The organism is Burkholderia sp. IO2, assembly GCF_029522185.1.
GTDB classification, from domain to species: domain Bacteria; phylum Pseudomonadota; class Gammaproteobacteria; order Burkholderiales; family Burkholderiaceae; genus Burkholderia; species Burkholderia cenocepacia.
On sequence record NZ_JAKWFH010000002.1, the window covers coordinates 84,069 to 104,768 of the forward strand.

The 20,700-nt window shown below is 69.6% G+C and carries 20 protein-coding genes; 12 read left to right on the forward strand and 8 right to left on the reverse strand.

The features are described from left to right. Positions 1-62: 62 nt before the first annotated feature. Positions 63-461, reverse strand: a complete 399-nt coding sequence (locus tag MMB92_RS01635; RefSeq protein ID WP_006486153.1) for a carboxymuconolactone decarboxylase family protein — start codon at positions 459-461, stop codon at positions 63-65. Between the two features lie 362 nt (positions 462-823). On the opposite strand from MMB92_RS01635, the gene MMB92_RS01640 reads away from it, so the two are divergent. The 4 genes from MMB92_RS01640 (at position 824) to MMB92_RS01655 (ending at position 6,223) form a co-directional block, all read left to right on the forward strand. Next, positions 824-3,019 (forward strand): collagen-like triple helix repeat-containing protein, encoded by a 2,196-nt coding sequence (locus MMB92_RS01640; protein ID WP_277562473.1) that lies wholly within the window; start codon positions 824-826, stop codon positions 3,017-3,019. 127 nt (positions 3,020-3,146) lie between these two features. After that, the gene (locus MMB92_RS01645) at positions 3,147-4,430 is read left to right on the forward strand and encodes an isoprenylcysteine carboxylmethyltransferase family protein (protein ID WP_006495601.1); all 1,284 of its coding nucleotides are present in this window, start codon (positions 3,147-3,149) and stop codon (positions 4,428-4,430) included. A 575-nt stretch (positions 4,431-5,005) separates the two neighbouring features. Further along, positions 5,006-5,596 (forward strand): hypothetical protein, encoded by a 591-nt coding sequence (locus tag MMB92_RS01650; protein WP_006485515.1) that lies wholly within the window; start codon positions 5,006-5,008, stop codon positions 5,594-5,596. 54 nt (positions 5,597-5,650) lie between these two features. Further along, a complete protein-coding gene (locus MMB92_RS01655; RefSeq protein WP_034202711.1) occupies positions 5,651-6,223 on the forward strand; it encodes an NADPH-dependent FMN reductase in 573 nt (190 codons plus the stop codon). A gap of 33 nt (positions 6,224-6,256) precedes the next feature. On the opposite strand, the gene MMB92_RS01660 is transcribed toward MMB92_RS01655, so the two are convergent. From MMB92_RS01660 to MMB92_RS01675, 4 genes are read right to left on the reverse strand one after another with little or no spacing between them, the layout of a single operon-like run. Next, positions 6,257-6,886, reverse strand: coding sequence for a DUF2894 domain-containing protein (locus MMB92_RS01660; protein WP_006495605.1), 630 nt, complete (start codon positions 6,884-6,886; stop codon positions 6,257-6,259). Continuing rightward, positions 6,883-7,527 (reverse strand): OmpA family protein, encoded by a 645-nt coding sequence (locus MMB92_RS01665; RefSeq protein WP_006495606.1) that lies wholly within the window; start codon positions 7,525-7,527, stop codon positions 6,883-6,885. Before MMB92_RS01665 ends, MMB92_RS01660 begins: the two co-directional genes overlap by 4 nt. Before the next feature lie 3 nt (positions 7,528-7,530). Continuing rightward, complete coding sequence (locus MMB92_RS01670) at positions 7,531-10,578, reverse strand: DUF802 domain-containing protein (protein ID WP_226245095.1); 3,048 nt, start codon at positions 10,576-10,578, stop codon at positions 7,531-7,533. Positions 10,579-10,588: 10 nt separating this feature from the next. Continuing rightward, positions 10,589-11,386: a DUF3348 domain-containing protein gene (locus tag MMB92_RS01675; protein ID WP_006494007.1), complete on the reverse strand. Its 798-nt coding sequence runs from the start codon at positions 11,384-11,386 to the stop codon at positions 10,589-10,591. Between MMB92_RS01675 and MMB92_RS01680 the strand changes: the two genes are divergently transcribed. Further along, a complete protein-coding gene (locus tag MMB92_RS01680; protein WP_124550816.1) occupies positions 11,385-11,699 on the forward strand; it encodes a hypothetical protein in 315 nt (104 codons plus the stop codon). The genes MMB92_RS01675 and MMB92_RS01680 overlap by 2 nt on opposite strands. Before the next feature lie 6 nt (positions 11,700-11,705). Here the strand turns inward: MMB92_RS01680 and MMB92_RS01685 are convergent, their stop codons facing one another. Next, positions 11,706-12,344: a LysE family transporter gene (locus tag MMB92_RS01685; protein ID WP_012493146.1), complete on the reverse strand. Its 639-nt coding sequence runs from the start codon at positions 12,342-12,344 to the stop codon at positions 11,706-11,708. A 149-nt stretch (positions 12,345-12,493) separates the two neighbouring features. Between MMB92_RS01685 and MMB92_RS01690 the strand changes: the two genes are divergently transcribed. From MMB92_RS01690 to MMB92_RS01710, 5 genes are all read left to right on the forward strand, one after another. After that, positions 12,494-12,958, forward strand: coding sequence for a GNAT family N-acetyltransferase (locus MMB92_RS01690; RefSeq protein ID WP_006495610.1), 465 nt, complete (start codon positions 12,494-12,496; stop codon positions 12,956-12,958). Between the two features lie 47 nt (positions 12,959-13,005). Then, positions 13,006-13,584 carry a hypothetical protein gene (locus tag MMB92_RS01695; protein ID WP_006485913.1) on the forward strand — a complete coding sequence of 193 codons (579 nt, stop codon included), beginning with the start codon at positions 13,006-13,008 and terminating at the stop codon, positions 13,582-13,584. A gap of 170 nt (positions 13,585-13,754) precedes the next feature. Next, positions 13,755-15,134 (forward strand): FAD-containing oxidoreductase, encoded by a 1,380-nt coding sequence (locus tag MMB92_RS01700; protein WP_006485924.1) that lies wholly within the window; start codon positions 13,755-13,757, stop codon positions 15,132-15,134. A gap of 79 nt (positions 15,135-15,213) precedes the next feature. Beyond that, positions 15,214-16,116, forward strand: coding sequence for a LysR family transcriptional regulator (locus tag MMB92_RS01705; protein ID WP_226245094.1), 903 nt, complete (start codon positions 15,214-15,216; stop codon positions 16,114-16,116). Positions 16,117-16,239: 123 nt separating this feature from the next. Beyond that, positions 16,240-17,229, forward strand: coding sequence for a zinc-dependent alcohol dehydrogenase family protein (locus tag MMB92_RS01710; protein ID WP_226245093.1), 990 nt, complete (start codon positions 16,240-16,242; stop codon positions 17,227-17,229). Between the two features lie 45 nt (positions 17,230-17,274). Here MMB92_RS01710 and MMB92_RS01715 read toward each other — a convergent pair whose 3' ends face one another. Then, positions 17,275-18,168 carry an SDR family oxidoreductase gene (locus tag MMB92_RS01715; RefSeq protein WP_226245092.1) on the reverse strand — a complete coding sequence of 298 codons (894 nt, stop codon included), beginning with the start codon at positions 18,166-18,168 and terminating at the stop codon, positions 17,275-17,277. 95 nt (positions 18,169-18,263) lie between these two features. Between MMB92_RS01715 and MMB92_RS01720 the strand changes: the two genes are divergently transcribed. Further along, positions 18,264-19,121: a helix-turn-helix transcriptional regulator gene (locus tag MMB92_RS01720; protein WP_048988324.1), complete on the forward strand. Its 858-nt coding sequence runs from the start codon at positions 18,264-18,266 to the stop codon at positions 19,119-19,121. A 167-nt stretch (positions 19,122-19,288) separates the two neighbouring features. On the opposite strand, the gene MMB92_RS01725 is transcribed toward MMB92_RS01720, so the two are convergent. Continuing rightward, entirely contained in the window at positions 19,289-19,672 is a 384-nt protein-coding gene (locus MMB92_RS01725; protein ID WP_006493487.1) for a hypothetical protein, read from the reverse strand. A gap of 18 nt (positions 19,673-19,690) precedes the next feature. Between MMB92_RS01725 and MMB92_RS01730 the strand changes: the two genes are divergently transcribed. Then, complete coding sequence (locus MMB92_RS01730) at positions 19,691-20,554, forward strand: GNAT family N-acetyltransferase (protein WP_277562474.1); 864 nt, start codon at positions 19,691-19,693, stop codon at positions 20,552-20,554. The last annotated feature ends 146 nt before the right edge of the window (positions 20,555-20,700 follow it).

The window sequence follows — 20,700 nt, forward strand, 5'->3', positions numbered from 1 at the left end:
CGAAGCGGCGCCTGATCCTGCTTCCCCGCTCCCGCCGCCGGGCAGCCGGCGCCGCGACGGAATCAGGCTTCGTCGTCGGGTATCGACAGTCCGAGATCCGAGAGCACCTCGCGCGCGCTGCGAAACGCCTCGACCGCGGCCGGCGCCCCCGCGTACAGCGCGCTGTGCAGCAAGACCTCGCGAATCTCGACGAGGCTCGCGCCGTTGTTGAGCGCGCCGCGAATATGCCCCTTCAGCTCCGTGCCGCGGCCGAGCGCCGCCAGCATCGCGCACGTGCACAGGCTGCGCGTCTTCAGGTCGATCCCGCCCCGCTGCCACGTGCTGCCCCACGCATGTTCGTTCAGCCAGTTCTGCAGCGGACGCGAAAATCCGTCGAGGTCGCGCATCGCGCGCTCGACGAACGCCTCGCCCATCACGTCGATCCGCCGCGCCTTGCCGTATTCCCTGTCCTGTTCGCTCATGTCGGTGTCCTGGTGGTTGGAGTCGTGGCCGCTGTCGCGCTGCCGGCGGCCGGGGATGTCGCGCCATGTTCAGCGCGACCGCGCGTTTCGTCAAAGATGCGGCGCTCGGTTCGCGGCGGTCCGCGTCACCGGCGGCCGGACGCTACGTAACATCCGGCCGCGCGTTACGGCGCCTTACGGGAACATCGCAGCCGCGACGTTCGCGCACCGCACGTGCCTGTCGCGCGAAACCGCCTTTCCTCCGTTTAAATCGCGTCGATAGTCCCGATTTCCGCAACAAATCGCGACACCGTTTCGCCAAACATGTCGTGGCGCGGAATTTGCAGAGAAGGCCTGGACACACTTCCAATGTCGAGGCCAACATGCAGAATCTCTTCAAGAAGACGACGGTAACGATGGCCGTCTCGTCACTGCTCGCGCTGTACGGCTGCGGCTCGGTCGATGGACCGACGACCCCGCCGACGATCAAGCCGAGCACGTCCGGGACGAGCGGCACGTCGGGGACTTCGGGTACGTCGGGCGGCGGTTCGTCGGGGACTTCGGGTGGCGGTAGTTCGGGGACTTCGGGGTCGTCGGGGACTTCCGGTACCTCGGGTACTTCGGGCACCTCCGGTACGTCGGGTACTTCCGGCACCTCGGGTACTTCCGGTACCTCGGGCACTTCTGGCACCTCGGGTACTTCCGGCACCTCGGGCACTTCCGGTACGTCGGGCACCTCCGGTACGTCGGGTACTTCCGGCACCTCGGGTACTTCCGGCACCTCGGGCACTTCCGGTACGTCGGGTACTTCCGGTACCTCGGGTACTTCCGGCACCTCGGGTACTTCCGGTACCTCGGGTACTTCCGGTACGTCGGGTACTTCCGGTACGTCGGGTACTTCCGGTACCTCGGGTACTTCCGGCACCTCGGGCACTTCCGGCACCTCGGGCACCTCCGGTACTTCGGGCACCTCCGGTACGTCGGGTACTTCCGGTACTTCGGGCACCTCCGGCACCTCCGGTACTTCAGGCACTTCCGGTACCTCGGGCACCTCCGGTACGTCGGGCACCTCCGGTACGTCGGGCACCTCCGGTACCTCAGGCACCTCCGGTACTTCGGGCACTTCCGGTACCTCGGGCACCTCCGGCACCTCGGGCACTTCCGGCACGTCGGGTACTTCCGGTACCTCGGGCACGTCGGGCACCTCAGGCACGTCCGGCACCGGCGTCACCCCGCTCGGCAACGTCCTCCAGAAATCCGGCAACCTCGTGACGGCGCTCGGCACGACGGTCGTCAACGGTGGCAGCCAGATCGGCGGCGTGCAGATCCCCGGTACGAACCCGACGACGGCCACCAGTGTCGGCAACGCGGTCGGCAGCCTCGGCAACGGCGTGCAGTCGCTCGGCAACGGCATCGCGGCCGGCCTCGGCTCGATCGGCGTGTCGGCGAACCCGCTCGGACCGACGCTCACGTCGACCACCGGCCTGCTGACGGGCGCCGGCGGCGCGGTCAACAACCTCGGCAATGCAGTGACGAGCCTCGGCACCGGTCCGCTGTCGCCGCTCGCGCCGGCGACGACCCTCGTCGGCAGCCTCGTCAACACGGTCGGCACCGCGGTCAACTCGACCGCCTCGGCGCTGAATACGGCGCTGAACAGCTCGCCGGTCCAGCAGCTCGAAACGCAGCTCGGCAAGGTGATCAACCCGATCACGAACACGCTGACCGGCGGCGTCACGACGCCCGGCGCGACGCAGACGCTCGGCGGCGTGACGCTGCTCGGCACCCCGCTCAACGGCCTGTTGAGCACGCTCGGCAACGGTCTCGCGCTTGCGGGCACGAAGGTCGGCGGCGCGACCGACAACCCGGTCGGCACGGGTCTCGGTGGCGTCGTGACGCAGCTCGGCAATACGGTGACGTCGACCGGCGGCCTCGTCCACGACAACAACGCGGGCAGCTCCAGCAGCGGCACGGGCGGCACCAACCCGCTCGCCCCGATCACGGGCCTGCTCGGCACGTTGACGGGCGGCCTCGGCGGCGGCAGCTCGAGCGGGTCGGGCGGCACGAGCGGCACCAGCAGCGGCGGCCCGCTCGCGCCGATCACCGGCCTGCTCGGGACGGTGACGGGCGCACTCGGCGGCCTCGGATCGGGCGGCACCAGCGGTACGGGCGGCACGAGCGGGACCGGCGGCACCAGCGGCACCGGTGGCGCAGGGCTCGGCGGTCTGCTCGCACCGGTCACCGGCCTCGTCAACTCGCTGACGCCGCTCGGTGCAAGCCTCACCGGCACCGTCACGACGCCGGGCGGCAACCTGTCCGGCACGCTCGGCGGCGTGCTGACGAGCGGCCCGGTCGGCACGCTCACGGGTGCGCTGGGCACGCCGACCGGCTCGGCCGGCGCCACCGGCACGGTCAGCCCCGGCGGCGCAGCCGGCACCGTGACGACGCCGGGCGGCAGCGGCTCGGTGGTGACCGGCCTGACCGGCAGCACGGGCGGCGGCGCCGCAGGCGGCACCGGCAACCTGCTGTCGCCGGTGACCAACCTGCTCGGCGGTCTGCTGGGCGCCGGCACCAAGAAGTAAGCTTTAACGCATCACGTACCAGAACGACAGGCCAATGGCCGGGCACACATCGATAAACAGCCCGGCCGACGGCCGGCGTCACCCGCCATGCGGGGGCGCCGGCCCTCATCCCTACGAGGATCCGATCATGAACTCCACGCTCGACGGCATCGTCGCTGCCCCGGACCGCCCACCCCGTTCCGCCACGCCGTTCCGCGCCGGCCTGCTCGGCATCACGGCCGGACTCTTCGCGCTGTGGATCACGCGCGACCACCCGGCCCTCGATGCGGCCACCCGCGCGGTCATCGCGAGCCTCGCGATCATCGGCACGATCGCGCTGCACGAACTCTTCATCTCGCGCGTCTACCTGCGCCCGAGCGCGGGGCTGTCGCGGCAGGCCGTCCGGCCGCTCGGCCTCGCGCGCGTCGCGACGCGGCTCGGCGCGCTGACGTCGATCTACGCGGGCATCGGCGCGATCTACTGGCTGCTGCCCGAATACCACGGCGCGTTCTACCTGCCGTTCTGGTCGCTGCTGCGCTCGCTCGCGCCGTACGTGATCGTCGCCGCGCCGTTCTACTTCGCGTGGATGGACCGCCACCAGCGCGAGACCGACGACGCGTACCTGCTGTGGGGCCGCTTCCTGTTTCGCCGCGAGCAGCCCGCGAGCTGGAAGCCGGTGCGCGAGATGCTGGCCGGCTGGGGCGTGAAGGCGTTCTTCCTGCCGCTGATGACCGTCTACCTGTCGAAGGATGCCGATCACCTGAGCGCGTCGCTCGCGAACGCGATGCACGCGCCGATGACGATCGCGACCTTCGTGTTCATGTACGACCTGTCGTTCACGATGGACCTGATGTTCGGCACCGTCGGCTACCTGTGCACGTTCCGCATCCTCGACAGCCACGTGCGCACCGTCGAGCCGACGACGCTCGGCTGGGTGGCCGCGCTGATCTGCTACCAGCCGTTCTGGTCGCTGATCTCGAACAACTACATCCGCTACGAAGGGTCGGTGTTCTGGGACAACTGGCTGCTGTCGGCGCCAACGCTGCGCGTGATCTGGGGCACGGTGATCATCCTGCTGCTGCTGACCTACGCGCTGTGCACGATCTCGTTCGGGCTGCGGTTCTCGAACCTCACCAACCGCGGGATCATCACGTCGGGCCCGTACCGCTTCACGAAGCACCCGGCGTACATCACGAAGAACCTGTCGTACTGGATGGTGTCGGTGCCGTTCGTCGAGCCGCTCGGCTGGCAGATCGGGCTCATGCACTGCGCGGGGCTCGTCGCGGTCAACCTGATCTACTACACGCGCGCGAAGACGGAAGAGCGTCACCTGATGCGCGATCCGGACTATCGCGCGTATGCCGAATGGATCGCGCAGCACGGCTTGTTCGCGCGGATCAGGCAGACGTTCGGCGGGCGGCAAGCGGTGTGACGGAGCGGCCGGGGCGGCCGCCATGCCGCTCCGGTCCCTCGCGTGGGTGTCGGATCGGTCGCGGACTTCGCATCCGCAACGACACTGTTGCACGCATGCTCTCCGGCGCTGGGCGATGCGCTTTCGCGTGGATCGCCCGAACGTTTGAGCACCCCCATGCGGCCAATTGTCGCGAAACAGCGCGATTCTCCGCTTTTCGTCGCTTTTCTCCCCCAGTCCGATTGCCCGCCCCCGACGCGTCGCGTATGGTGCTGGCCGTCCGCGCACGATCCGTCGCCGGACCCCGACCGTCGTCCCGCACGACGGCCGTGCGGGCCGTGCCCGCCGCTCACCGTCTCCGCGACGCCGCCCGCCGGCGCCGCGCATTCATGAGGAAAGAGGCGTGATCCACAAAGTCCTGATCCTGTTCGCACTCTGCATCGCGGGCCTCGCCGCGATCGCCGCCGGTTTCCAGCACATCCCCAGCTGATGCGCGGCCCCGGCTCGCTTCGCCGAGCCCGGGGGCCGCTTCCCTTTCCGCTTCCCCGTTGCCATGCACTCCTTTCTCGATGCGCCCGAGACGGGCGCCTTTCGCCATGCGTATCGACGTACAGCATTCCCAGCACGACATCGACGACGAACTCGACACCCTTTATGAACGCCTCCACCAGCCGGGCCATCGCCTGCACGGCCTGCCGGGCGTCGCGCTCGGCCGCTCGGGCCTGGTCGTCCGCCATCGCGAAGCGGACGGCGAATACTTCCTGTATGTCGAGGATCTCGCCGCGCGCCAGCTCGCCGGCTACACGGTGTTCAACCGCCTGCCCGAAATCCCGCGCCGCGCGGACCGCTACCTGCGCGCGCCGCACACGCGGCTGCGCGGCTCGGCGCAACGCAAGGGCCTCGCGACGACGCTGTACCGTTGGGGGCTCGACGCGGGCCTGTGCCTGATCAGCGGCGCGCGCCAGTCGGTCGGCGCCGCGCGGTTGTGGACGGCGCTCGCGCAGCACTACCGGCACGGCTTCGTCGATGTCGAAGGCCGCGCGCTGCGCTATCTCGGCGATACCGTTGCCGACGACGTGCACGGTGCGCTGCATACGCGGCGGCTGTTGCTCGGGAGCGGCTGGGGCATCGGAGAATTCGCGCAGGCGGCCGGGATGAGCGACGCGGCCCGAACGCCGATGCGATAATCCGCCGAGCCCGCGCGACGCGCCGGCTCGCCCCGCCAATCGAAACGCCCTGCGATGACCATCGATCCCCGAACCGACGTCGGCCGTCCGCTCGACATCGTCGCGCTGTGCGGCAGCCTGCGCGCGCAGTCGTACAACGCAGCACTCCTCGACGCAGCCGCGCTCGTTGCCCCGCACGGCATGCGCATCGCGCGCTTCGATCGTCTCGGCGCATTCCCGCTGTTCAATCCCGATGCCGAATACCCGACGCCCGCCGCGGTGCGCGACCTGATCGACCGCCTGAACGCGGCCGACGGCGTGCTGATCGCGAGCCCGGAATACGCGCACGGCGTATCGGGCGTGATGAAGAATGCGCTGGACTGGGTCGTGGGATGCGAGGCCGTCGTGTACAAGCCGGTCGCGGTATTGAACGCGTCGCCGCGCGCGACGCATGCGGACGCGGCGCTGCGCGAAACGTTGTCGGTGATGTCGGCGCGCATCGTCGAGCCCGCCTCGATCGCGCTGCCGATCCTCGGAAGCCGGCTCGACGCGGCGGGCATCGCCGCGCATCCGCCGTTCGCATCGGCGCTCGTCGACGCATTGCACGCGCTGCGCGCGGCGATCGCCGAGTCGGCGCCGGGCCGCTAAGTACCCCGCACGCCTGAACCCTGGGGCGTCGCGTTATCGCGCCTTGGTGCGCGTCGTCTTTCTCGCCGGTTTGGCCGCCTTCGCACGCGGCGCTTCCTTCTCGGGCTGCGCGCCGCCGCCGGCGAGATCCTCGAGCCATGCGAGCGCATCGACGTACGACAGGAACTGCTGCAGATAGTCCGGCGACAGCTCGCGCATCGTCGCGAGCGAGCGGTGCACGAGGCTGTTCGAATTGAGCGGCCCGGCGTTGCGCGGCACCTGGTCGAGCGACTGGCGGTATTGCTGTTCCGTGCGGACTTTCGACCACATCGTGCGGAAGTAGTCGACCAGTTCGGGATCGAGCCCGCGCCGGTCCGCTTGCGGATCGCGCGCGAGCCCTTCGACGAGCGCGGCCAGCGCGCCGCGCGCGGGCCTGCTCGTCGCGGCTTGCCCCGTCTCGCGCGTGACTTCGGCATCGTCGTCGGCGCTCGCGACGAGCGCCGCAAACCCGTCGATCAGCGTCGCCAGCCGCGCGTCGAGCAGCGCGCGTGCCGCGCCGTCGAGCACGGCCGCGCGCCGTTCGAGCGCGTCGATCCGGTGAAACCGCACGGGATCGAGCCGGTCGGCGCCCTGCTCGCGCCAGGCGTCGAGCGTCGCGCGCACCTGCGTCGCGTCGTCCGTCACTTTGCCTTGCCTCCGTTCGACGCCGACTTGCGCGGCACCGGTGCAATTTCCACGCGGCGGTTCTTCGCGCGGCCTTCATCGTCCGCATTCGAGCTGACCGGCTGTTCGGAACCGAACGCGGCCGCGAACACCGACGACGCCGGCACGCCGGCATCGATCAGCGCGCGCGTGACCGTCAACGCGCGCTTGGCCGACAGTTCCCAGTTGTCCGCGAACAGGCGGTTGCCGGCATGTACCTGCTGGTCGTCCGCGAAGCCGCTGACCATCAGGATCTCGTCACGGGTCTTCAGATAGGTGGCGAGCGGTACGGCCAGCGTCTTCAGCAAATCACGGCCCGCGGGCTGCAACTGGTCGGAGTTCAGCGCGAACAGCACGTTGCCGCTGATGCCGATGCGCCCGTTCACGAGCGTCACGCGGCCGGCCGCGAGCGGCCCGGCGAGCGCCTGTTCGAGCGACTTGCGCTGCTGCGCCTCGAGCTGGCGCGCGCGCACCGCTTCCTCGAGCTTCGACGTGAGCTGGAGCTGCATGCCGATCACGCCGACGAGGATCAGCACGAACGCGCCGAGCAGCACCGACATCAGGTCGGCGAACGCGGGCCATACCGGCGCCGATTGCGCGCCGCCGTCGATTTCGTCGTGCATGCGTTACGCTCCGACAGGCGCTCGCCGGCCGGCGAGCTGCTGCAGGTCTTCGACGATCTGCTTCTGCGACATCACGCTCAGGTCGATCACTTCGCGCGCCTGCGCGACGTAGTATTCGAGCTGTTCGTCGCTGCGCGCGAGCGATTTCTCGAGCGCGGCCTCGATGCGCTGCAGATGGGTCAGCAGCTTGTCGTTCGATTCGCCGAACACCTGCACGGCCATCCCGAACGCGTCGCCGAGGCTCGCCACTTCGACGGCGCCGGCCGTGACCTGCGCGGCCACCGAATCGAGCTTGCGCGTTTCGGCCTCGACGGTGTCGTTGAAGCGCGCGCCGACGCGATCGAGCAGATCGGCCGACGTGCTGACGAGCGCGTCGATCGCGGCGCGCTGTTCGGTCGACGCGTGATTGACCGCGCCGAGCAGCGTCTCCAGCGTCGCGAGCAGGCGGCTGCGTTCCTCGAGCGTCGCGGTGTCGCGCACCATGCTGTCGGACAGGCGCTGGCGCAGCTCGGCGACGACGTCGGCCGCGGCCTTCGGCGCTTCCGACGCGGCCTGCACGAGCCGCGCGATTTCGTTGATCGTGTCGCTCGCGTGAACCTGCGCCTGTGCGGTGATGTCGTTCGCGGTGCGGGTCAGCGTGTCGCAGATGTCCTGCTGGCGCGCCGCGGCCTGCGCGCTCGTCTGCGCCCATTCGTCGCGCAGCGCGGCGGCCATCGCGGCGAGCGAATCGTTCCAGGCGGCGAGGCGGGCTTCGTCGCGCGCGGCCAGTTGCGATTGCAGGCCAGTGTGCGATTCGCGAATCGTCGTCAGCAGATCGTTCGAGCGTTGCTCGAACGTCGACGCCTGTGCGGCGAGATCGCGCGTCGTTTGCGCGAGGGCGTCGCAGATTTCCTGCTGGCGGCCGGCGCTGTGCATGCCTGCGCGCTGCCATTCATCGCCGAGCTTCGCGGCCATCGCGGCCAGCGAGTCGTTCCATGCGGACAGACGTTCTTCGTCGCGTGCAGCCAGTTGCGATTGCAGACCGGTGTGCGAATCGCGGATCGTCGTCAGCAGATCGTTCGAGCGTTGTTCGAACGTCGACGCCTGCGCGGCGAGGTCGCGCGTCGTTTGCGCGAGCGCGTCGCAGATTTCCTGCTGGCGGCCGGCGCTGTGCACGCCTGCACGCTGCCATTCGTCGCCCAGCTTCGCGGCCATCGCGGCCAGCGAATCGTTCCATGCGGACAGACGTTCTTCGTCGCGTGCAGCCAGTTGCGATTGCAGACCGGTGTGCGATTCGCGGATCGTCGTCAGCAGATCGTTCGAGCGTTGTTCGAATGTCGATGCCTGTGCCGCGAGGTCGCGCGTCGTTTGCGCGAGGGCGTCGCAGATTTCCTGCTGACGGCCGGCGCTGTGCACGCCAGCGCGCTGCCATTCATCGCCCAGCTTCGCGGCCATCGTGGCCAGCGAATCGTTCCATGCGGACAGACGTTCTTCGTCGCGTGCAGCCAGTTGCGATTGCAGGCCGGTGTGCGATTCGCGGATCGTCGTCAGCAGATCGTTCGAGCGTTGTTCGAACGTCGATGCCTGTGCCGCGAGGTCGCGCGTCGTTTGCGTGAGCGCGTCGCAGATTTCCTGCTGGCGGCCCGCGCTGTGCTCGCCCGCACGCAGCCATTCATCGCCGAGCTTCGCGGCCATCGCGGCCAGCGAATCGTTCCATGCGGACAAGCGTGCTTCGTCGCGCGCGGCCAGTTGCGTCTGCAATCCTGCGTGCGACTCGCGCATCGCGGCGAGCGTCGCGGCCGAATGGCGCTCGAACGTCGCGGCGGCTTCGCCCAGCGCGCGCGCATGCTGGCCGGCCAGCGTCTCGCCGACCTGCTCCTGGCGCGCCAGCGCGTCGCGCCACGCGTCCGACAGGCGGCCTTCGGTCGATTCGAGGCGCGTCGCGACACCATCGAGCAGATCCGACGAACGCTGCGCGAACGTGTCGGTGAACTGGCCGAGCGTCGTCTGCAACTGCTGCGCGACGGCGTCGCCCGCGCGACGCTGTTCGTCGAGCGCGCGATTCCACACGGCCGTCACGTTGCCGGTGGTCTTCTCGAAGCCGTCCGTCAGCCCGTCGAGCTGACGCTGTACCGCGCCCGTCACGGTGTCGCGCAGCGCGGCCATCTCCTGCGCGAGCCCCGTCATCGTCGCGGCGACGACCGGCTGCAGCGCGGCGCCGGCCACGCGCGCGCTTTCGGCGGCGCTCTCCTTCAGCGCGTCGCCGACGTTCGACGCCAGGCCCGCGTACGCCCGCTCGGTCCGGTCGAAAAACGCCTGCTGGCTTTCGAGCTGGCGATCGTGCAGCGCGACGCTGCGCGCCTCGAGCGTCGTCATCATCGTCTGCAGCCGGTCGACCAGCGCCGGCATCACGTCGGCCTGGCGCTGCAGCAGCCGGAACGATTCGTCGCGCTGGTGCGCGGACGAATGCACGCGCAGCGTCGTCGCGATCTTCGCGTCGAGCTGCTGGGCCGCATCGATCCGCTCGCGGCGCACGAGCGCGGACAGCAGCCCGAGCATCGCCGAGGTGGCCACACCGGCGATCGACGTGCCGAACGCGAACCCGAGCCCCTTCACCGGCGCGATCAGCGACGCGCGGATCGCATCGAGATCGGTCGCGCTCTCGAGCGCGGCGCCCGTGCCCTTCAGCGTGACGACCATCCCGAGCAGCGTGCCGAGCATCCCGAGCAACACCAGCAGGCCGACGAGGTAAGGCGTGAGCGCCGGGCCCGGCAGCGCGACGCGCGCGCCTTCGACCCGGGCGCGCACCGCGCCGCGCAGGCCCGGATGCAGCGTGTCGAGCCACGGGTCGAGCTTCGCGGGCGGCTCGGTCAGGCCGGCGACCGCGTGCGACAGCGTGGCGGTTGCCTGCCGGTAGCGCAGCAGTTCCCATGCGCCGGCGACGTAGCACGCGCCGATCAGCAGCGTGACGGCCGCCGCCAGCGGGTTCGACGCGACATAGCCGGCACCGATCCAGCCCACAGCGAGCAGACCGGCGACGAAGACAACGAGATCAAGGCGAATTCTGGACATAGCGTGTTGATTAGCAGGTGCGAAGGGCCGCGAGCAGCCCGTCTACCGTTTGAAACCGGACTTCGAGTTCGGCAAGCAGGATGCTTTGCATCTCGTCGCGAAACGTATCGAGCCATGCGCCGGGCACGATCGCCGCGACGGTCGGGGTGTCGGCCGCCGCCGCGCCTTCATCGGCCGCAGTGGCGGCATCGGGCGCATCGGAACCGGCGGCCGCAGCAGCGGCGGATTCGGCGTCGGCCAGCGCCTGCCGCTCCGCGTCGCGCAACCGCGCGAAGCGCGTGCCGAGCAGCGCGGGCACGGCCGACAGCAGGCTGCGCTCGCGCGCGCCGAGCACGCGCTCCATGATCGTGTCGAGCGTCGCGAGCCGCGCCATCCCGGACGAGCGCGCGGCGAGCGCGACCCGCAGGCGGCCGCGCAACTGGCCGATCGCCGTTTCCATGTCCTGCTGCAGGGTCAGATAACGCTGGCGGAAGTCCGCGAAATCCGCCGTATCGGCCGCCGGCGGCGGCAGGTCGCCCGGCCGGCGCCGCGTGCGCGGCCGGTTGGCGGCCATGATCGCCTGCGCGAGGTCGTGGCGCACGCGCGCGCAGTCGCGCTCCGCGTCGTAGCCGCGCACGCCGGCCGCGACGCCCGGCGGGCTCGCATTCAGCGCGGACGACAGCGTGATCGCGTCGGTCCAGCCGAGCCACTGGCTCAGCCGGTCGGACAGCGTTTGCCGGGATTCCGCGACGTCGGCATCGGCCAGGCGCGCGAGCAGCCGGACGAGCGTCGGACCGCTCAACGCCGGGCGCGGAGATGCTTGCACCATGCTGCAAACCGTCAAAAAAGGCAGCAGTTTACACGTCGTCGGCCGGTCGACCGCCAGAATCGGGGAAGCGGCGCGGTTCGGCGCGCCGGGTGACACACGCGAACGCCCGTCGTGCAAGGCTCGGCGTGGGATGGTGGCGGTCGGGAAACACGGTCGGCGGCGGCCGGCGAGCGGCCGCGCCATCGGGAAGCGATGCGTCGGCGGGCCGCCGACGCGTACTCGGGCGGGCGACCCGGCCGGTCTCGCCGGTTCGCGCCGACGGCCCGCGACGGCCATGACCGCCGCCGCGCGCGCCGACGCGGATCAGCAATGAAAGCGCTCAGATCCCCGCTTTCGGCGCATTCAGGATCAGCCGCAGCCCGAGCAGCGTGATCGCGCCGGCCGCGATGCGGTCGACCCACTTCTTCGCGCGCAGGTAGAGTTCGCGCGGCCGGCGCGTCGAGAAGCACAGCGCGACGAGCGTGTACCAGCCGAACTCGACCGCGAACACGAGCGGCGGCAGCACGAGATAGCACCACAGCGGCGGATGCTGCGGGAGCAGCGCCGCGAAGATGCTGCCGTACCAGATCGCCGTCTTCGGGTTGCTGAGCTGGGTCGTGAGGCCCGTCAGGAACGACTTGCGCGCGCTGCCGCCGGCCATCGCCTGCGGATCGTCCATCGCGATCGGCCGGTCGGCGCCGCGCCAGATCTTCGACGCCATGTAGATCAGGTAGGCGCCGCCCGCGACCTTGAGGCCCACATACAGCCATTCGACGGCCTGCAGCAGCGTGTACAGCCCGGCCAGCGCGACGCCGCCGAACACGATGCCGCCGATGCCCATGCCGAGCGCGGTGGCCAGCCCGTCGCGGCGCGACAGCCCGATCGAGTTGCGGGCCACCAGCACGAAGCTCGGGCCCGGAATCATCGCGCCGAGAAACAGCGCAGCCAGGATGGCGAGTACGGCAGCCGATGCGGTCATCGAAGTCTCCTTGGTCAGCGACGCCGCTGCGCCGGCGCCTGCGTGTCGTTTCCGACGGTCGAGCCGCTGATTCTGGCACGCTTCGCGCATCGCCGAAAGCGGCCGTGCGCTGCTATGCTGGCCCTCTTTCCCGTCATCACGCGCCACCCATGATCGAGATCCGCGCCGCCCGCTATCCCGACGATGCCGCCGCCGTCGAAGGGATCTTTCGCGAGTACGTCGCGAGCCCGACCGTCAGCCTTGAATTCCAGGACTACGAGCCCGAAATTGCCGCGCTGCCCGGGAAATACGCGGCGCCGCGCGGACGGCTGCTGCTCGCGTGGCGCGGCGAGCGCGTGGTCGGCTGCGCGGCGTTCCGCGAAATCGACCCGGCGACCTGCGAGATGAAGCGCGTGTACGTACGGCCCGAGGCGCGCGGGCTGAACGTCGGCCGCCAGCTCGTCGAACGGCTGCTGCACGACGCGAAGGCGGCCGGTTACGCGCGCATGTGCCTCGACGTGCTGCCCGAATTCGTCGCCGCCCGGCAACTGTATGCGTCGCTCGGCTTCACGCCCGCGCCGCCCGTCGCGTTCAATCCGGTGCCGGGCACGGACTTTCTCGGGCGCGATCTGTAACGCCGCGCGACTCCTCCCCTTTTCTCCTTTCGACCGGACCGCCCGCCATGCGCGCTCTTCGCCTTGCTGCCCTGCTGCTGCCGCTGCTCGCCGCGCTCCCGCTCGGCGCCCGCGCCGACAGCCTGCCGAAATCGATCGCCGCTCAACTGCCGGCCGGCTACCAGCCGTTGATCGCGCACGCCGGCCCCGATCTCGACAACGGGCGGCACAGCTTTCTGGTGGTCGTGCATCGCGCGGTCGATACGCGCGACCAGCCGTCGCCGCGCCCGCTGCTGATCTACGAGGAACAAGCCGACCACACGTACCGTCTCGCGGCCCGCAACGACCAGGCCGTGCTGCGCGCCAACGACGGCGGCCAATGCGATCCGTTCGATCCCGACGATGCGGGCGACAACGGCTTGGCGGTGAAGGGCCGCTATTTCACCGTGCAAAACGTCGTCGCGTGCGGGCAGCACTGGACCGACTACGTCACGTTCCGCTACGACCCGCGCACGCACGGCTGGCTCTTTTCGAGCCAGATCGTCACCGAATCGTTTCCGCTCGACGACCAGCCCGACCACGTCACCGTGACGCGCGCCGACGCGCACCGGCCGGTGTCGTTCGGGCAGTGGACGCGCAAGGACTAGACGCCGCCCGCGGCAGTGCCGTTTTTCAATACGACGCGTCGTCCGGGCGCCGCTCGCGGCCCCCGGCCAACCGGTCTACCATAGGCGCTCGTCGCCCGCGGGCGACCAGCCGGCACGGCATGCGGCTTGCGCCCGCCCCTTTCCTCGTTGCACCCGCACAGGAGGACGTCATGACGCAACACTTCGATGCGATCGTCATCGGCACCGGCCAGGCCGGGCCGCCGCTCGCCGCGCGCCTCGCCGGGGCCGGCATGAAAGTCGCGATCGTCGAGCGCGGCCGCTTCGGCGGCACTTGCGTAAACACCGGCTGCATCCCGACCAAGACGCTGATCGCGAGCGCATACGCCGCGCAGCTCGCACGGCGCGCCGGCGAGTACGGCGTGTCGGTCGGCGGCCCCGTCACCGTCGACATGAAAGCCGTGAAGGCGCGCAAGGACCAGATTTCCGGCCGCTCAAACCACGGCGTCGAGCAATGGGTACGCGGCCTCGACAACACGACCGTCTTTCAGGGTCATGCCCGGTTCGAACGCCCGAACGCGGTGCGCGTGGGCGATGACGTACTCGAAGCCGAACGCATCTTCATCAACGTCGGCGGACGCGCGCAGGTGCCCGCGATGCCGGGCCTCGACTCGGTGCCGTACCTGACCAACTCGACGATGATGGACGTCGACTTCCTGCCCGATCATCTGGTGATCGTCGGCGGCAGCTACGTCGGGCTCGAATTCGGCCAGATGTACCGGCGCTTCGGCTCCAGGGTCACGATCATCGAGAAAGGCTCACGCCTGATCCGCCGCGAGGACGAAGACGTCTCGCAGGCCGTGCGCGAGATCCTCGAAAAGGAAGGGATCGACGTGCAGCTCGACGCGAACTGCCTGAGCGCGCGCCGCGACGGCGACGGCATCGTGGTCGGCCTCGACTGCGCGGGCGGCGGCCGCGAGGTCGCGGGCTCGCACCTGCTGCTCGCGGTCGGGCGCGTGCCGAACACCGACGATCTCGGGCTCGACCGCGCGGGCGTCGACACCGACGCGCGCGGCTACATCACCGTCGACGACCAGTTGCGCACCAACGTGCCCGGCATCTGGGCGCTCGGCGACTGCAACGGGCGCGGCGCGTTCACGCACACTTCGTACAACGACTACGAGATCGTCGCGGCCAACCTGCTCGACGACGATCCGCGCAAGGTGTCCGACCGGATCATGGCCTACGCGATGTACATCGACCCGCCGCTCGGCCGCGTCGGGATGACGCTCGCGGAAGCGAAGCAGACGGGCCGCCGGCTGCTGGTCGGCACACGCCCGATGACGCGTGTCGGCCGGGCGGTCGAGAAGGGCGAAAGCCAGGGCTTCATGAAGGTGATCGTCGACGCGGACAGCCATGCGATCCTCGGCGCGTCGATCCTCGGCGTGACCGGCGACGAAGTCGTGCACGGGATCCTCGACGTGATGACCGCCGGCGCGCCGTACACGACGATCAGCCGCGCGATGCATATCCACCCGACCGTGTCGGAGCTGGTGCCGACGCTGCTGCAGGATCTGCATCCGGTCGAATGACGCACGGCAGGCGGGCGGCCGCGCATCCGGTTCCATCGGTGTGCGAAGATGGCCGCTCGCCACGCCATCCGGGAACGCCATGGACCGCCTGCAAACGATGCAGATCTACGTACAGATCGTCGAACGCGGCAACTTCACGCAGGCCGCCGACGCGCTGCAGCTGCATCGGCCGGCCGTCACCAAAGCCGTGCAGCAGCTCGAACAGGAGCTCGGCGTGCGGCTGCTGAACCGCAGCACGCGCCGCGTCAGCGTGACGGCCGAAGGCGAGGCATTCCATGCGCGCTGCGTGCAGTTGCTCGGCAGCATCGACGATGCGTTCGCGTCGTTCCCGAAGCAACGCGCGGTGCCGAAGGGCCGGCTGCGGATCGACGTTGCCCTCGCGCTTGCGAAGACGGTCGTGATTCCGGCGCTGCCCGACTTCCAGCAGCGCTATCCGCAGATCGAGCTCGTGCTCGGCGCGAGCGACCAGCCGGCCGACCTGATCGGCGAAGGCATCGACTGCGTGGTGCGGGTCGGGACGCTGAAGGATTCGAGCATGGTCGCGCGCACCGTCGGCGCTGTGCCGATGGCCACATGCGCGTCGCCGGCCTATATCGCGCGCCACGGCTTGCCGCGTACGCTCGACGATCTGCGGATGCATCGCGCGGTCAACTTCTTCACCGGCCGCAACCGCCGCGTGCTCGAATGGACGTTCCGCCCGCACGGCGAAACCGTCTCGGTGAAGCTCGCGAGCAGCCTGCTCACCGACAACTCGGAAGCGCTGCTGTCGTGCGGGCTCGCGGGCCTCGGCATCGTGCACGCGTTGCGGCCCGCGTTGCAGCCGAGCATCGACTCGGGCCAGTTGATCGAGCTGCTGCCCGGCGTGCCGGCCGTGCCGAAGCCGGTGTCGGTGCTGTACCCGAACCGCGCGCATCTGCCCGACAAGGTGCGCGCGTTCATCGACTGGCTGACCGAGCTGTTCGCGCGGCGCTATCCGGCGTAGCACGGGTTCGCGTCGATTGTTATTCGTCAAATAACAATCAATGATCCGGCCGCGCGTTTATCCGGCGCGGGCGCCCGCCTACGATGCGGCTTCATCGACACCCGTTCATCGAAGGAGCGCTCCATGACCCGCATCGTCCGTTTCCACCGCATCGGCGGCCCCGAAGTCCTGCAGATCGACACCGTCGACGTGCCCGCGCCGGGCCCCGACGACATCCAGCTGCGCGTGAAGGCGATCGGCGTCAATCGCGCGGAAGTCATGTTCCGCAGCGGCGAATACACGTTCATGCCGCGCTTTCCGGCATCGCTCGGCTACGAGGCGTCGGGTATCGTCGCGGCGGTCGGCCGCAACGTGACGGCATTCGCGGAAGGCGACGCGGTGAGCGTCGTGCCGGCGTTCTCGTTCGCCGACTACGGGATGTACGGCGAGGTGGTCAACGTGCCCGCGCATGCGGTCGTCAAGCATCCGGACAGCCTATCGTTCGAGGAGGCGGCCGCGACGTGGATGATGTTCGTGACGGCCTACGGCGCGCTGACCGAACTCGGCGGGCTCGAGCGCGGCGACGCGGTGCTGATCGGCGCCGCGTCGAGCAGCGTCGGGCAGGCCGCGATCCAGGTCGCGAACCAGGTCGGCGCGGTGCCGATCGCGCTGACGCGCGGCGAATCGAAGCGCCAGGCGCTGCTCGACGCCGGCGCGCGGCACGTGATCGTCGGCAGCCCCGCCGACCTGCCGCGGCAGGTGGCGGAAATCACGGGCGGCGTCGGCGCGCGCCTCGCGTTCGATCCGGTCGGCGGCCCCGACGCGGCGAACCTGCTGCGCGCGCTGGCCACCCACGGCACGTTCTTCCAGTACGGCGCGCTCGATACGCGCGACATCCCGGTGCCGGTGATGGACCTGCTCGCGCGCCACCTGACGCTGCGCGGCTACGAGCTGTTCGAGATCACCGGCGATGCGCGGCGGCTCGAACGCGCGAAGCGCTTCATCGTCGACGGGCTCGCGGCCGGCACGCTGAAGCCGCGGATCGATCGCACGTTCGCGTTCGACGACATCGTGGACGCGCACCGCTACATGGAAGCCGGTGCGCAGGTCGGGAAGATCGTCGTCACGGTGTGAGCCGTTGTCCGAGCCGCCCCCATGGCGAGCGGCGCGCGCCGCTCGTCAGCTTTCGAAATACCGCGGCCGGTCGATATCGGCCAGCAACTTCGGCTGCGTCGGCGCCCAGCCGAGCGATGCCCGCGTGCGCTCGCTGGTTGCGGGCGCATCCATCCCCGCAAATCTCGCGAACCAGCCGAAGTGCTCACCGGCTTCCGCCGCCGACTTCGCGACGACCGGCACGTTCAGCCGCCGCCCGATCACCTCGGCGATCTCGCGGAACGGCACGCCCGTATCGTCGACCGCGTGATAGCGCGCGCCGGCTGCGCCGCGCTCGATCGCGAGCCGATACACGCGCGCCGCGTCGAGCCGGTGCACGGCCGGCCAGCGGTTCGCGCCGTCGCCGATGTACGCCGACACGCCCTTCTCCCTCGCGAACGCAATCAGGTGCGGCACGAACGCGTGATCGCCGTCGCCGTGCACGGACGGCGGCAGCCGCACGACCGACGCGTGCACGCCGCGCGCTTCGAGCGCGACCGCCGTCGCTTCGGACGCACGCGGATAATTTTCCGACACCGGCACGTGCGAATCGTCCTCCGTCGCCGCGCGGCCGGGCGCGACGAGCGCAAGGCCCGACGTGACGATCAGCGGCCGCGCCGAACCGACGAGCGCCGCACCGATCGTCTCGATCGCGCGGCGGTCGAGTTCGCAGTTCTGCGCAAAACGCGAGAAGTCGTGATTGAATCCCGTGTGGATCACCGCATCGGCGGCTTCGGCGCCGCGCGTCAGGCTGGCGAGATCCTCCAGCGACCCGCGATGGACGTCGGCGCCGGCCGCGGCAACCGACGCCGCGGCCGCGTCGGAGCGCGCGAGCCCCAGCACCGAGTGGCCGGCGGCCACGAGTTCGGCCACGACGGCCGAGCCGACGAAGCCCGATGCTCCCGTAACAAAGACACGCATGTTCAGCACCTCCGGATGAAATGGAGGCTTACTATCTGTCGAGCGCCGCTCGCGGTGAAGTCGTGACGGTTTACTGGTAAACGAACTAACAGGATATGGCTGACGCCCCCGACAACCTGCTCGGCGCGTACCTGCGGGACCGCCGCGAAAAACTCGACCCGGCCGCGCTCGGGCTGCCGGCGACGCGCCGCCGCACGCCGGGCCTGCGGCGCGAGGAAGTCGCGCAGCGCGCGCACGTGAGCGTCGCGTGGTACACGTGGCTCGAACAGGGGCGCGGCGGCGCGCCGTCGGCCGACGTGCTCGACCGGCTCGCCCGCGCGCTGATGCTCAACGAGGCCGAACGCGAGCACCTGTTCCTGATCGGCCTCGGCCACCCGCCCGAGGTACGCTATCACGCGCCGGCAGGCGTGACGCCACGCCTGCAGCACGTGCTTGATTCGCTCGACGCGAGCCCCGCGATCATCCGCACCGCGACGTGGGACGTCGCCGCGTGGAACGACGCGGCGGCCGCGACGCTCACCGACTATGCGACGCTCCCGCCGGCCGCGCGCAACATCCTGCGGCTGATCTTCGTCGACGCGGGCGTGCGCCATGCCCAGTCGGACTGGGAGCGCGTCGCGCGGTTCGCGGTTGGCGGGTTTCGTGCGGACGTCGCGCGCAGCGGCGCGACGCAGGCCGTGCAGGCGTTCGTCGACGAGATGCGCGCGACCAGCGCCGAATTCGACGCGATGTGGCGCGACCACGATATCCGTACGCACGAAGAAGCCACGAAGGAGATCCGCCATCCTCGAGCCGGCCGGATCGCGCTCGAACATTCGACGTTCTCGGTTACCGGCCGCCCGGACCTGAGCCTCGTGATCTTCACGCCGGCGACGCCGGCCGACCGCGCGCGGATCAGGGAACTCGTCGCGGTGCGCGAACGGGCCCGCGCAACGCCGGCGCCGGCTGCGTGACCTCACTCGCTTTCCCGAGAGCCTGATTCAGGACGACACGTATCGGCGGATCACGAGGCAGACCTCGTCATTCGATATCCACCACTGACGAACGCGGGCGAAAAACGCAAAGGGGCGTCGCGCACGAATGCGCGACGCCCCTTTGTTCGTTCACGGAAAAGCGCCGGCTACGCGGCGCGCTGCAGCAGGTCCGTGGCGAACGACTTCGCGTGCGCGACGGCTTCCTGCGCGTCGCCGAATACGCCGAGTTCATCCCAGTGCTCTTCGGCCGCATAGGTGCCTTTCACGGCGAGCGCCCGCTGGACGCTCAACTGCGCTGCGTATCGGCCGTCATCCAGCGGCCGGGCCGTCGCGACGACCTTGTGCGGCGGGCTGGCCCGCTCCGGCTGAACCAGCTCGACAGGGCCGCTGAGCGTGCCGATATTCATCAACTCGTTTCTGGTGTTGCAGTCCGGGCAGTAGAAGCACCAGCCGGCGCCCTCCTGATGGTGCCTGACCTGCCCGCGAGCCAGCACGGCACGACATTCAACGTTTTCGCAGATGAACGGCATCGCAGTCTCCGGAGTTGTTTGACGGAAATCCTAGCATGTCCGCCGGCGGTCAACCATCGGCATCCGCATGATGACCGTGCCGGCGGTTTCCGTGGGTTACGGGGGCCGGGCCAGCCGAGCGTCGGCGCCTTTCGCTGCGCTGCAAAATCGGCGCTTTTTTCCGCATCGGGAAGCCGCCTGCACGACCGCGCGCAACATCGCTGCCCGACCGGAAGCGATGTTGCGCGGCCTGCCGATGTCGACGTGAACGAGGCCGCCGTGCGTCCGAGTGCGGCGGTCGCCGGTGGGCAGGCGACGAAGCGGCTGCTCGACATCACCCGGGATAAACTGTCGGCCCGATACCGAACCGAGAGAAGCGCCATGTTGATCCGCGTTGCGACCCTGGCCGATGCCATACCGCTTGCCGAACTGAAACGCGATACGTTTCGCGAAACCTTTCTGCAGGACGGCTTCGGCATCGACTATCCGCCGAACGATCTGGCCGAGTACGAGGCCCGGACTTACTCGGTGGCAGCGATCACCGAACAGCTCGGCGACCCGCAGTGCCGGACGTGGGTCGCGGAAGGCGACGACGGCACGCTGGTCGGATATGCGCACGCGGGGCCGTGCAAGCTTCCGCACCCGGAAGTGGCGGACGGCTCGGGCGAGATCCATCAGATCTATCTTCGACGCGGCACGCAGGGAACCGGCGCCGGACGCGCGTTGTTCGACACCGCGCTCGCGTATCTCGCCGCGACGCGCCCCGGCCCGGTATGGCTCGGCGTGTGGTCAGGCAATGCGAAGGCCATCGCGTTCTACGAGAAGGCGGCCTTCAAGCGGGTCGGTACGTACGATTTCAAGGTCGGCGCATCGACCGATCTCGAGTTCATCTACCGTCGCTGAGCATCGCTTTCCGTCGGCATCGCATCAGCACGGCGCAAACGAATACAGTTGATCGACGGCGACGTAAACGACGGTTTTCCCTCGTTTCGAGTCAAACGACACAATTCGAGGGTTCCCGGTAGAATTCGCCATTCCGGGGTTCTCGA

Excerpts from the sequence above, each read along its gene's own strand:
- MMB92_RS01700 (WP_006485924.1), top strand. The coding sequence starts at position 13,755 with ATGACGCAACACTTCGATGCGATCGTCATCGGCACCGGCCAGGCCGGG.
- MMB92_RS01710 (WP_226245093.1), top strand. The coding sequence starts at position 16,240 with ATGACCCGCATCGTCCGTTTCCACCGCATCGGCGGCCCCGAAGTCCTG.
- MMB92_RS01650 (WP_006485515.1), top strand. The coding sequence starts at position 5,006 with ATGCGTATCGACGTACAGCATTCCCAGCACGACATCGACGACGAACTC.
- MMB92_RS01715 (WP_226245092.1), bottom strand. The coding sequence starts at position 18,168 with ATGCGTGTCTTTGTTACGGGAGCATCGGGCTTCGTCGGCTCGGCCGTC.
- MMB92_RS01690 (WP_006495610.1), top strand. The coding sequence starts at position 12,494 with ATGATCGAGATCCGCGCCGCCCGCTATCCCGACGATGCCGCCGCCGTC.
- MMB92_RS01655 (WP_034202711.1), top strand. The coding sequence starts at position 5,651 with ATGACCATCGATCCCCGAACCGACGTCGGCCGTCCGCTCGACATCGTC.
- MMB92_RS01665 (WP_006495606.1), bottom strand. The coding sequence starts at position 7,527 with ATGCACGACGAAATCGACGGCGGCGCGCAATCGGCGCCGGTATGGCCC.
- MMB92_RS01675 (WP_006494007.1), bottom strand. The coding sequence starts at position 11,386 with ATGGTGCAAGCATCTCCGCGCCCGGCGTTGAGCGGTCCGACGCTCGTC.
- MMB92_RS01680 (WP_124550816.1), top strand. The coding sequence starts at position 11,385 with ATGCTGCAAACCGTCAAAAAAGGCAGCAGTTTACACGTCGTCGGCCGG.
- MMB92_RS01645 (WP_006495601.1), top strand. The coding sequence starts at position 3,147 with ATGAACTCCACGCTCGACGGCATCGTCGCTGCCCCGGACCGCCCACCC.
- MMB92_RS01705 (WP_226245094.1), top strand. The coding sequence starts at position 15,214 with ATGGACCGCCTGCAAACGATGCAGATCTACGTACAGATCGTCGAACGC.
- MMB92_RS01670 (WP_226245095.1), bottom strand. The coding sequence starts at position 10,578 with ATGTCCAGAATTCGCCTTGATCTCGTTGTCTTCGTCGCCGGTCTGCTC.
- MMB92_RS01695 (WP_006485913.1), top strand. The coding sequence starts at position 13,006 with ATGCGCGCTCTTCGCCTTGCTGCCCTGCTGCTGCCGCTGCTCGCCGCG.
- MMB92_RS01720 (WP_048988324.1), top strand. The coding sequence starts at position 18,264 with ATGGCTGACGCCCCCGACAACCTGCTCGGCGCGTACCTGCGGGACCGC.
- MMB92_RS01725 (WP_006493487.1), bottom strand. The coding sequence starts at position 19,672 with ATGCCGTTCATCTGCGAAAACGTTGAATGTCGTGCCGTGCTGGCTCGC.
- MMB92_RS01685 (WP_012493146.1), bottom strand. The coding sequence starts at position 12,344 with ATGACCGCATCGGCTGCCGTACTCGCCATCCTGGCTGCGCTGTTTCTC.
- MMB92_RS01640 (WP_277562473.1), top strand. The coding sequence starts at position 824 with ATGCAGAATCTCTTCAAGAAGACGACGGTAACGATGGCCGTCTCGTCA.
- MMB92_RS01635 (WP_006486153.1), bottom strand. The coding sequence starts at position 461 with ATGAGCGAACAGGACAGGGAATACGGCAAGGCGCGGCGGATCGACGTG.